Source organism: Flavicella sp. IMCC45668, from assembly GCF_057219105.1.
In genome coordinates this window covers 3210054-3223807 of record NZ_CM170114.1, presented here as the reverse complement: position 1 = coordinate 3223807, position 13754 = coordinate 3210054, and the positions used below count along the sequence as shown (strand labels likewise).

General features: G+C 35.2%; 4 protein-coding genes. All 4 read right to left on the bottom strand.

From position 1 onward, the window contains the following. Nucleotides 1-35: 35 nt before the first annotated feature. Nucleotides 36-1757 (bottom strand): SulP family inorganic anion transporter, encoded by a 1722-nt coding sequence (locus AC2DZ0_RS13025; protein ID WP_484642258.1) that lies wholly within the window; start codon nucleotides 1755-1757, stop codon nucleotides 36-38. 20 nt (nucleotides 1758-1777) lie between these two features. Further along, a complete protein-coding gene (gene ruvB, locus AC2DZ0_RS13020; protein ID WP_484642256.1) occupies nucleotides 1778-2800 on the bottom strand; it encodes a Holliday junction branch migration DNA helicase RuvB in 1023 nt (340 codons plus the stop codon). A gap of 113 nt (nucleotides 2801-2913) precedes the next feature. Further along, complete coding sequence (locus tag AC2DZ0_RS13015) at nucleotides 2914-3789, bottom strand: PorP/SprF family type IX secretion system membrane protein (RefSeq protein ID WP_484642255.1); 876 nt, start codon at nucleotides 3787-3789, stop codon at nucleotides 2914-2916. 40 nt (nucleotides 3790-3829) lie between these two features. After that, nucleotides 3830-13450 carry an MBG domain-containing protein gene (locus AC2DZ0_RS13010; RefSeq protein ID WP_484642253.1) on the bottom strand — a complete coding sequence of 3207 codons (9621 nt, stop codon included), beginning with the start codon at nucleotides 13448-13450 and terminating at the stop codon, nucleotides 3830-3832. Nucleotides 13451-13754 lie beyond the last annotated feature (304 nt).

The following is a 13754-nucleotide window of genomic DNA, read 5'->3' as shown; positions in this document are numbered from 1 at the left end:
CCTTACAAACCAAAAAAAATAATCTTTTGTTAATTCTATTGATTAGCCTGTTGTATATAGGATGATAAGTTTTTCTGACTTTCTCTACTCCCTGTTTCGTAAAAAGTCAACGCCCCATGGTTGCTCATAAAACAGTTTTCTATTCCAATTTTCTCAATAATCCCAGCCTTTGTCATTGCATCTCTTACAGGCCCTTTAACGTTGGTAAAGTGAATCTCTATGCCTTGTGTTGCATAAAAATCAATTCGATCATTCCACATGGCTGCTCCTGTACTATCCAAACCGTTAATACATTCACAATCTAAAATAATCAGCTTCAAAGCTTCTCCTTTTTCAGTTGCCAAATCATCCAAACGTTCTCTAAAATAATTGGTATTTGCAAAATATAAATGAGAATCAAAACGAAGAATCAAAACTTCTTGATTTACCTCCATATCATCAAATCTATTTATATTTCTAAAAAAACTAGTATTCGGAATCCTACCCAAAACTGCAACATGGGGTTTAGATGTTCTAAAAATCACCATCACTAAAGATAAACTCACACCGACTCCGATCCCTTCCTTTATACCAAAAAACAAAGTTCCTATAAAGGTTACCAATAGCATCCAAAAATCAATTTTATTGACATTCCACAACCTCATTGCCTCTTTATAATCTATCAACTTTAAAACAGAAACGATTATTATGGCTGCCAATACTGCTTTTGGTAAATAATAAAACATGGGGGTTAAAAACAAAAGAACCGAAGCTACAATTCCTACAGAGAAGAAAGCTGCAAAACCAGTTTTTGCACCTGCATCTTGATTTACAGCAGATCTTGAAAAACTCGCTGTAGAAGGATAAGATTTAAAAAATGACCCTAGAACATTTCCGAGCCCAATCGCAATTAATTCTTGATTGGGTTTTACCTGAATGATATCCTTATTTGTTTCCAAGGACTTCCCTATGGAAACTGTTTCTAAAAAACCAATCATTGCAATGGTAATCGCTATAGGAAGCATTTCCATAATATTTTTATAACTAATATCGGGAACATCAAACGAAGGCAATCCTGAAGGAATTTCTTTGATAATTGCAACTTCCTGAAAAGTATTATTAAAAAATTTCAGAATTAAAATCCCAACAATCACAACCACTAAAGGACTTGGTATGTTTTTATTAATTTTTTTAAGAATAAAAATTATAGCAATTGCTCCAGCTCCAATAGCAAAAGTCTGCATATTAGTATCCAATACATTTTGATAAAAATGAATCAAAATTTCATGAATTCTATTACTTCTAGGTATCGGTATTCCTAGTAAATTCTTGAATTGATTTACCCCAATAATAATCGCGGCGGCAGATGTAAACCCACTAATTACGGGTCTTGATAAAAAGTTGACAATAAACCCCAACTTCAACACCCCCAAGAGTACCTGTATGACCCCCACGGTAAATGCAAGCAAAATAGCAATGGCTACAATATTTTCGGTACCAACAACTGCTAAAGAAGCAATTCCAGCCGCCACCAATAAGGAATCCATTGCCACAGGCCCAACAGCCACTCTTGGTGAGGTTCCCAATACTGCATAAACCAATTGAGGTATCAAAGCTGTGTACAAACCATAGATCGGAGGCAATCCAGCAATCAATGCATAAGCAATTCCTTGTGGAATCAGCACCACTCCAACTGTTATCCCAGCAATAGCATCCTTCTTTAACAGACTACTATTGTACTTTGATATCCATTGTAATATTGGCAGGTACTTTTTCATTTATGCTCTAGTTTCAATCTTTAAAACAATTCTCCTTGGGTTCTTCCTTTTGTTCTTCCCAAATGCTTATACGCAAGCTCTGTAACTTCTCTACCTCTTGGAGTTCTCATTATAAAACCCTGCTGAATCAAGAAAGGTTCATACACCTCTTCAATGGTTTCGGCATTCTCTCCAACTGCAGTTGCTAGTGTCGTTAAACCAACAGGGCCTCCTTTAAATTTATCAATAACAGTTGTCAAAATTTTATTATCCATTTCATCCAACCCATGCGCATCCACATTCAATGCTTCCAATCCAAATTTTGCTATTTCAATGGTAATAGATCCATTCCCTTTTATTTCTGCAAAATCTCTCACACGTCTCAATAATGAATTGGCTATACGAGGTGTTCCCCTGCTTCTGCCTGCAATTTCAATAGCTGCTTCCATACTAATCGGAGTATTTAAAATCGCGGAACTTCGCTGTACAATTGTTGTTAACAAGTCTGTTTTATAATATTGTAACCTACTGCTAATACCAAATCTAGCTCGCATTGGAGCTGTTAACATACCAGACCTTGTAGTGGCTCCAATTAGTGTAAAGGGTTCTAAATTCAATTGTACCGTTCTCGCATTCGGTCCCGATTCAATCATGATATCAATCTTATAATCCTCCATTGCAGAATATAAATATTCCTCAACGACAGGACTCAATCTATGAATTTCATCTATAAATAAAACATCACGCTCATCTAAACCTGTGAGTAAACCTGCTAAATCACCCGGCTTATCTAATACGGGTCCAGAAGTTACTTTGATTCCAACATTCAACTCATTTGCTAAAATATTGGCAAGGGTTGTTTTTCCCAAACCTGGAGGACCATGAAATAAGGTATGATCTAAAGCCTCTCCTCTTCTATTTGCTGCCTCAACAAATATTTTTAGATTTTCAAGTGCTTGTTCCTGTCCTGTAAAATCATCAAAACTTAAAGGTCTTAGTTTTTTCTCTACATCCATTTCCTCATGCGAGAAATTAGAGTTTTCTGGATTTAAATTTTCATTCATTCATTCGATGCTTAGATAGCACGAAGATACTAAAAATTATAGCTCATTAAAGACTCTTACCATTCGTTGAATTGCTTTTTATATTTTGAAAACAGAAGAATCATTAATTTTATTTAATTCCATTTATACTTTAATAAAAACTCCAAGGAACCATGCGTATTTACCTTCGCTATTTCAGAAACATTCATGTCATATGCAAATCCGAAATTAAAATTACTTTTAGAAGAAAACATCGTAAAAAGAGAAACGGCTTCTTTCCAACGATAATTCAAACCTGCTTTTATTTTTTGCTTATAATCTAAAGTTGCCGAAAAATCATAAGTAGTGGTTGCCCCAGCAACAAAACGACTCATAATTGCAGGGGTTACTGTTATCTCGTCTTCTATTGGTATAATATAACCCGCTCCAAGATATAGATGTAAATAATTCACAACTATTTCAGGCGATCCAGGTTCTAAAGAATAACGCTCTACCTTAGAGGCACTAGGACTAGAAAGGCTTACATAATATTTTGGATGTGACAAATATATTCCAGCTCCCACTGTGGGTGTTACATAACTTTCATTCTGACTAAACTTTTTATCCCTATCCGGTGCTCCAGCTTTTGTTAAGTTCAAGTCCACAAAACTCAAACTTGCCTTCAATCCGAAATGTACATAATACTCATCTGAAAACTGCACTTCATAAGCCAAATCAAAGGCAGCATCTGTTTTATTCAAAATAAAAATCTCATCGTTTACAACCGACAAACCAAAGCCTAATCTATCATGAATAGGAGCTACATAAGACAAAACAGAAGTATTGGGTGCATAAGGAACTCCCGTCCATTGACTTCTATAAGACAAACTTGCTTCTGAATGCTTTTTAACCGAAACATAGGCTGGATTTATAATGTTCAAATTGAAATTATACATGGTGAAATTTGGTTCCTGTTGCGCCGTGACTTTTAAGGATGCTGCAATGCAAATAACACCTATTATAAGTTTCACATTTTTTATTTTTCTATTACTTCTAGTCATCTCCAATCTTTTAGTATGTTATGTAAATCCAACCTTGTACAATATGCTTTCCTGATGTCTTTAAATCCAACACAAAAAAGTAAGAACCTTCCGGAAGTTTAGCTTCTCCACTGGTAAACATATTTCGTCCATCCCAAGTATTGTCATAAGAATTAGCCTTATACACAAGAGCTCCAGATCTACTATAAATAGTTAACTGGTTGTTCGGATAATTTTCAATATCTCTAATAACCAACACATCATTAACACCATCTCCATTTGGAGAAATTCCATATCCAACCTTTTCCTGAATTTGGTTCGCATCTAGATAACCGTCATTCTCATCATCCTCATCACAGTGATCAGGAATATCATCTAAATCACTATTAACCGTAGAAATAAGAATCGAATAGGTATCAGACATAGTACTTGTATTCATTGATAAATCTGTGGCAGTCGCCGTAAAATCATATCGTCCGTCAGCCTGAGTTACCTCACTCATATCTAAGCTCCAGTCTCCAGCAATATCCGTATTTGCGTATCCTTTTGAATCTCCATTCATAAATACCTCTACCACACTTTCTGGCTCGGCAGTTCCATGAATAATGAAATTATTATCAGAAGTCACCTCTCTATTGTCTGGACAAGTAAATGTAGCCGCTTGTAACACAGTTGGTGGATTCGGAGCGGTGATATCCAACGTTGTAAAACTTCTAATTTCACCATATCCTATTCCTGTTGAATTGATTGCATAAGCTCTATAGTAATAAGTGGTTTCACTATTCAAATTATCTTCAACACTTCTAAATGGATCATTAGCATCTAGTTCAATTCTTACCAATACAGAAGAATTTTTAGCAACCAAATTTGAATTGACAAACCCTAACATAAATCCTTGTTCTATAACCTCATTTCCTCCATTTGAAATGAGCTTCCCTTCAAACATAGCGGTTCTACCTGAAACTTCTGAAGCATCCATCGTAGCCACAACTGGCACAATTTTTTCGATGGTTAAAGTTCCCTCAACAATCGTAATTGAATAATTAGCATTGGTATAGTCCAAGCTGATTTTATACACTCCTACGTCTTCCCCTAATTCTCTTTTAATAAGAGCAGAAAGATCTGTGGAATTATCAAAATCTCCTGAAGTTATTCTGTAGGTAAATTCTGGATCTACCGTGCCGAATCCTTTTGTTAAGTGATCCAATTCAATAATCAGTTCTCCTACAATAATCGTCAAATTAGAGCTGATATAGGTTATTAAATAATTTGGATGTGATAAAGTAGAATATATCGGATATATGCCTAGCACTTCACCTTCTTCTCTTATCAATTCTCCTTCAAAAACATCTCCCTCTACAAACAACCCTGAGGTTACTTGATAGGTGAATTTTGGATCTGGAGAGCCATAAGTCTTTACTTGACTTTTGGCTTCTACCGTAATAATTGATTTTGTAATCTCTAAGTTTGCACCAATATAGGTCAGTTCATAATTGTTACCATCCAGTGTCGCAAAGATTTTATAAATCCCTACATCTTCTCCAGGCTCTCTTGTAACCTCTAAAGTATCCCAACTAGACAACGCACCTATTTCAAATTCAAAATCAAATTCCGGATCTTTTTCACCATATATTTTAGTTTGTGATTTGGCTCTAACAGTCACAATAGCCTTTGTAATATTTAAGTTGGCTTTTTTATAAGTAATTTCATAATTCGAATTGGCAATACTCGGGTAAATAGCGTAAGAACCAATATTTTCACCTTTTACCCTGGAAAGAAATAACTCTTCCCCTTCTTTGACATTTCCAGAAGTAAGGGTGTATTCAAACTCAGGATCTAACTGCCCATATTCTTTAGAAACTTCAATTAAATCTATTCCTATTTTAGATTTCTCAACAATCAATATGATTTCTTGAGACACCCCTTCATAATTAGCAGTAGCTCCATAGGTAGCCTTTATCTTAACAGCTCCAGCATTTCCTATGGCTACTTTTTGATTGTTTGCGCCATAAAGAGTCGTTCCGTTTTCTTCTCCTACGATAGTATATTTAATAGAAATATCAGAATCTGTCAATTCAGATAAATCAAAATCTGGATCTCCATATGTTTTTGTGATATTTTCAAAATCTATAATCGGTTTCTGTGGAAGAACGGTCAAAACCCCTGGGTTTAATACACTGGTGATAATATTATAGTTATTATCAGATCCACCGAATAACAAAATAAAATACTCCCCAACATTTGAATACTTATCGGTGATACTGATTGCCAGTGGAATTTCATCAAGATCCGATTCACTATCCTCATAGACAAATCCTTCATAATCGATAGTAAACTCTGGGTTTTCCTCTCCATAAAGTCTTGATATATCATTCGCTCTTGCTATTAAATCTTTTTTATCAACTGTAACGGTTATATCTCTATATACGGTCGCATAATTTGTTGTCCCCTCTACAGTAGCTCTAACTCTTACTGAACCAGCATTGACAATAGAAAAGATATCATTCCCTACCCCAGATAATGTATTTCCAATAGCATCACCAACAAAACTGTATGAAATTTCTCCAACAGAAGTTGTGGTTGCTTCCAAATTAAAATCAGGATCTCCATAGGTTTTGCTAATATTTGAAAACACAATGGATGGTATTCTTTGAACAATGGTCAATACACCCAAACTGAACAATCCAGACTCTATGGTGTAATTATTATCCATCCCACCATAAAGAACAATGTAATATTCTCCAACATTTGAATCGAAAGTAGCAATGGTCTTCGCGGTAGGTTCCTCATCAATATCCGCAACGGTGTCTCCATTCACAAAACCATTATAAATAATTGTAAAATCAGGGTTATCACTTAAATAAACTCTAGATACATTTTCTGCTTTGGCACTTAAAACTGCCTTGTCAATGGTAAGTTGAATATCTTTATAGGATTCAGAATAATTGGTAGTTGCAGTGATAGACACCCTAATTATAACATTTCCTGCATTTCCAATAGAGATAATCTCATTCCTAGCACCTGATAAGGTTGTTCCATTTCCATCCCCAAGAATACTGTAAGTAATCATTCCTTTGGAATCTGAGGCAGCATCTAACTTAAAATCAGCATCCCCATAAGTCTTGACAATATCATTTACCTCCAAATTAGGATTCCTAAGTTGGATCTTAAAATTGACACCAGCAGTCAATTGAATTTCATAATTTTTTGATGCCGACAAACTCCCCAGTAATAGTTCATAAGCTCCAATATTCTCACCTGAAACCCTTGATAAATCTCCATTTATTTCGGAAGAATCAACAGTATTAGGAAAAATAGTATACTCAAAAACAGGATCAGATTGACCATATTCTTTTGACTGACCTGATGTTGGAGTAATCAAAATCTTTTTTGGTAAAATATTAAAATCCACTCCCGAATTATATATTAAATTATAATTAGGACCTGCTGTTAAATCTCCATTGGTGATTGCATAACCGCCAACATCCTCACCAATAGTTCTTCCTAAACTTCCCGAAAAGACATCTCCAAATTCCAATGCAGATGACACATTGAACAAAATATTTGGATCTAGATCTCCATATATTTTCGACTGTCCAGCAACGGGCGTGACTGTTATGTTTTTTGGAATGATTGTAAAATCAATACCTGAATCAAAAACCAAAGAATAATTAGATCCGGCATTAAGACTTCCTTGGCTAATCTCAAATTCGCCAATATTTTCGCCCAATACTCTAATTAAATTTCCTGTAAAATTATCCCCAGGCTCTAAATCTGGAGTATGTCTATAGGAAAGTATTGGATCAGTTTGTCCATACACCTTAGATTGACCAGATAGTGGAGTTACTCGTATTTCTTTAGGGGCAACTCTAAAATCAACACCTTCGTTAAAAACCAAGGTATAATTGGCTCCAGCATTCAATGTTCCTTGAGAAATAGCATAAAAACCAATATTTTCACCAGATACCCTTGATAGATCCCCACTTAAAACATCTCCTAATTCTAAGGAAGGGGCGACTGAATATTTTAAAATAGGATCTACTGTACCAAATACCTTTGATTGTCCTACTAAAGGTGTTATGGATATCTCTTTGGAATTGATCCTAAAATCAATATTGGGGTCAAAAACTAGTGTATAGTTGCTTCCTGCTGTTAATGATCCTTGGTTGATTGCATAAGCTCCAATATTTTCACCTGGGATTCTTGTAAGATTCCCCGTAAAAACATCTCCGCCTACCAAGCTCGGAATTGTGGTAAAACTTATGATGGGATCCGCTGACCCATATACTTTGGATTGGTTGGTGTCCGGTCTGATGTTTATTACCTTAGTATCTATCTTGAAATTTTTACCCGTAACGAAAAGCAAGTTGTAATTAGTTCCAGCGCTGAAGCTTCCTTGAGTTATTTCATATTCTCCAATATTTTCACCAGATACTCTTGATAATTGTCCAGAAAAAACATCTCCTATTTCCAATGTCGGCAATAAACTGTATGCAAAATTGGGATCTGTATCACCATAAATCTTCGACTGACCGGTAATAGGAGTTACCATAATATCTTTGGGTAAAATCGTGAAATTTATGCCAGAATTAAATAAGATGGTATAGTTTGAACCAGCACTTAAATCACCTTGACCGATGGCATAATTCCCTGCATTATTACCTGACACCCGCGTCAAACTTCCTGAAAAAGAATCACCAATATTTAAAGAAGGGGAAGCATTATAAATCAAAACAGGATCTGTTTCTCCATAAATTTTTGATTGATCTAATACAGGTATTACCGAAATAACTTTAGGAGTAATCGTAAAATCAACTCCTGAAGTAAAAATCAAGTTATAATTAGATCCTGCAGTCAAATCATTCTGCGTAATTTCATAATTACCTATATCATCCCCTGATGCTCTACTCAAACTACCTGTAAAAACATCACCAAATTCTAATTCAGAAGAAATGGTATACTCAAAAACCGGTTCGGTTTCGCCATAAACTTTAGATTGACCTGTCGTTGGTGTCACCGTAACTGTTTTTGGTATAATCTTAAAATCATTTCCTGCTGCAAGCACCAAGTTGTAATTAGACCCTGCATTAAGATCACCCAAAGTAATACTATAATTCCCTACGATTTCTCCTGAAACTCTGCTTAACCCACCTGTAAAAGAATCACCCGACAGCAAATCTGGTATAATATCATAGGTAAATTTCGGGTCAATCTCTCCATATATTTTAGTTTGACCAGAAGAAGAGGTGATGACAATGTCCTTCGGTAAAATATTAAAATCAACCCCCGAATTATATATTAAATTATAATTAGGACCTGCTGTTAAATCTCCATTGGTGATTGCATAACTGCCAACATCCTCACCAATAGTTCTTCCTAAGCTTCCCGAAAAGACATCTCCATATTCCAATGCAGATGACACATTGAACAAAATACTTGGATCTAGATCTCCATATATTTTCGACTGTCCAGCAACAGGCGTGACTGTTATGTTTTTTGGAATGATTGTAAAATCAATACCTGATTCAAAAACCAAAGAATAATTAGATCCGGCATTAAGACTTCCTTGGCTAATCTCAAATTCGCCAATATTTTCGCCCAATACTCTAACTAAATCTCCTGTAAAATTATCTCCAGGCTCTAAATCTGGAGTATGTCTATAGGAAAGTATTGGATCAGTTTGTCCGTACACCTTAGATTGACCAGATAGTGGAGTTACTCGTATTTCTTTAGGAGCAACTCTAAAATCAACACCTTCATTAAAAACCAAGGTATAATTGGCTCCAGCATTCAACGTTCCTTGAGAAATAGCATAAAAACCAATATTTTCACCAGATACCCTTGATAGATCCCCACTTAAAACATCTCCTAATTCTAAGGAAGGAGCAACTGAATATTTTAAAATAGGATCTACTGTACCAAATACCTTTGATTGTCCTACTAAAGGTGTTATGGATATCTCTTTTGAATTGATCCTAAAATCAATATTGGGGTCAAAAACTAATGTATAGTTGCTTCCTGCTGTTAATGATCCTTGGTTGATTGCATAAGCTCCAATATTTTCACCTGGGATTCTTGTAAGATTCCCCGTAAAAACATCTCCGCCTACCAAGCTCGGAATTGTGGTAAAACTTATGATGGGATCCGCTGACCCATATACTTTGGATTGATTGGTATCCGGTTTGATGCTTATTACCTTAGTATCTATCTTGAAATTTTTACCCGTAACGAAAAGCAAGTTGTAATTAGTTCCAGCGCTGAAGCTTCCTTGAGTTATTTCATATTCTCCAATATTTTCACCAGATACTCTTGATAATTGTCCAGAAAAAACATCTCCTATTTCCAATGTCGGCAATAAACTGTATGCAAAATTGGGATCTGTATCACCATAAATCTTCGACTGCCCGGTAATAGGAGTTACCATAATATCTTTGGGTACAATCGTGAAATTTATGCCAGAATTAAATATGATGGTATAGTTTGAACCAGCACTTAAATCACCTTGACCGATGGCATAATTCCCTGCATTATTACCTGACACCCGCGTCAAACTTCCTGAAAAAGAATCACCAATATTTAAAGAAGGGGAAGCATTATAAATCAAAACAGGATCTGTTTCTCCATAAATTTTTGATTGATCTAATACAGGTGTTACCGAAATAACTTTAGGAGTAATCGTAAAATCAACTCCTGAAGTAAAAATCAAGTTATAATTAGATCCTGCAGTCAAATCATTCTGCGTAATTTCATAATTACCTATATCATCCCCTGATGCTCTACTCAAACTACCTGTAAAAACATCACCAAATTCTAATTCAGAAGAAATGGTATACTCAAAAACCGGTTCGGTTTCGCCATAAACTTTAGATTGACCTGTCGTTGGTGTCACCGTAACTGTTTTTGGTATAATCTTAAAATCATTTCCTGCTGCAAGCACCAAGTTGTAATTAGACCCTGCATTAAGATCACCCAAAGTAATACTATAATTCCCGACATTTTCTCCTGAAACTCTGCTTAACTCACCTGTAAAAGAATCGCCTATATTTAAATCCGGAAAAACACTATAATTCAAGATAACAGGGTCATTTTCTTTATAAACTTTTGTCTGTCCTGGTAGCGGAGTTACAAGAATTTCTAATGGTAAAACAGTAAAATCAATTCCCGAATCAAATACTAAGTTATAATTGGGACCTGCACTAAGATCGCCCAGTCCAATAGCATAATCTCCAGAATTTTCTCCTGATACTCTGACTAAATCTCCGGTGAAAAAATCGCCTGTATTTAATCCTGGGAAAACAGTATAGGTCAAAACCGGTTCCGAATCTCCATATACTTTTGTCTGTCCTGATACTGGTATAATAGAAATATCTTTTGGCGTTATACTAAAATCAACACCGGTAGTAAAAGAAAGAATATAATTAGAGCCGGCAGTCAAATCACTCTGCGTAATTTTATAATTCCCTATATCATCTCCTGTCTCTCTATTTAAACTACCGGTAAAAACATCTCCTGATTCCAAGGCTGGCACAACGTCGTAGATTAAAATTGAGTCCAAACTTCCAAATACTTTAGTTTGGCCAATTCTAGGGGTTACAGAAATCTCTTTTGGTGTAATCGTAAAATCGACACCTGAAGTAAATACCAAATTATAATTTGCATCATTAGTAGTTCTTAAGTCACCCTTAGATATTTCATAGGTACCCACAGTATCTCCTGATGCTCTTGTCAGACCTCCGAAAAAATCATCACCCGATTTCAAATTGGTAGAGGTTGTAAACAAATATTCCGTTGGATCAGCAACACCATAAATTTTAGTCTGTCCAACGTTTGGTGTTATTGTAATTTCTTTTTTAGCAATGGTAAGTATCACATCTTTAAAGCCAGCATCAATTCCAGCATTCTGTTCCACCATTGCGCGAATCGTAATTGTACCTGCATCTCCAATACTTACACTTGAATTATTTAAACCGCTTAAGTTTGTATCAAAATATCCGTCCACTAAACTAGAACCTACAAGTATTTTATAAGTTATTAAACCACCAGAGTTTGAAGTAGCAGCTAAATTAAAATCAGCATCTCCATAAGTTTTGCCAATGTTATCAAATTCAATATCTAATTCATTTATGTTTAGAACCACTATCTTTAGTTGTAATTCAACTTCAACACCAAAGGAATCTCTTGCAATTATCTTTACTTCATATTCGTTATTATTTCCTACATCTACCGGGTTTTCATAATCTGGAATATTTTTAAAACTAAGTTCGCCTGTCGTTTGGTCAAGTATAAAACGGTTGTTATCTCCAGGTCCAAGAAAATATTTTACACCTGAAACATTTGCCTTTACCGTATAAAAAGATCCTGTTATGTTTTCATTTACACTAAGAACACCAGGATCCGTTAATTTTGGAGCCACTCCTTCAAAGGGAGGCAATACGGTATCTGTTGATAAATCTTGAGAAGAAATACCATAAGCTACTTGATTTTCAATATTGGTTGCACTGTCAAATAGGCCATCTCCCATCAACCAAACTTTTGTGCCTTGAGCACCATCAGCAGCATCAGATGAATTTAAAATAAAATTAGAAGTAGAGGCATTTTCATTTGGCTTTCTCCATGGTTTACCTTCTTTGTAGTCTACAAGCCACTTTAAAGGATCTAATGTGAACATTGTAATCTCTGTATCCGTAGGCAAGGTGGTATTGGTCGTTAATGTGGTCAACACTATAGAATAAATTTTACTATTAAACACATCCACAGCATCCTCTGTAATACGACTCGTTAGATAATTAGTACCAACATAAAAATATCCATAGATCCTCTCACTGGATCCGCACCTCGCAGTAATACATGTTCCATTTGTCGGATATCCACCATTGAAAACACTCCAATTTCCATCAGGAGTTGTAACATTACCAAAAGAATCAACGATTCGTATCCTAAAAGGAATAGGATCTGAACCTCTAGTTGAGCCTCCATTATAATCTACATAAACATGATATCGGACTCCATCTGTAAAGTTTGTATTTGAATTCCATTGTAGATTCGCTACCTCATCCCCATAATAAAATTTCAATCTATTATTATCAATTGACAGGGCTACTTTCCCAAATTGATGGAAAGCTGTTTGACTATAGGTCTGAGACCAAAGTGTAACATTACCAGTTGATGCTTTATGATCAAAAACAACACTTGTTGCCCAAGGCTGGCCATTACTTATTGTTTTACCGGATACAGCAACACCCAAAGCAGGATCCGGCTTAAAACGCATCAACGGATTGTTTTCAATTTCATTTGTATTTGGTATTAAGAATTCTTTATCCTCATTAAATGTCACACCATTATCAAATGGAGTTGTCGACACGTAACTGAACATTGCAGATGACAATCCAAAAGCACTAACGTTCATAAATTTTGGAAAACTAACACTAACTGCTGTGTCGTAAAGCTTTTTAGAATTTAAAAGCTCATCTCTGGATTTAAAATAAACCACATTACCATCAATCTCCTCAATCGATTCAGATAAAGAAGAAGAATGCATTCCTTCATTTAAGGCATAGTCAAAAATCCTATATTCATTAGAAAATAGAAAGAACGGGATTAGAAAGTAAAACACAACATACAGTGATTTACTTCTTTGGCAGGGGTAGGCCATAGTAGAAAAGTTAGGGGTAGATAACTAATTAAAAATTTGATATTATGACTTTAGAGAAATAAAAAAGTCACTAAGTACTCTCTAAATACTAGGGGTATTTAAAAACCAAGGAGTTACAATAAAAGTCTAAAGAAGCTAATTTTAAAATCAAGTTTAGGGGTAGAATGATCATAATTAATATTTTATGCCAACAATATACAAAAAAGTTCCGTTTATTACCGTTTTAAAACCATTCACACACGAAATACACCCATTTATGTAATATTTTCACTAAATACTACTAAATTTCAAACTCCCTATTTAA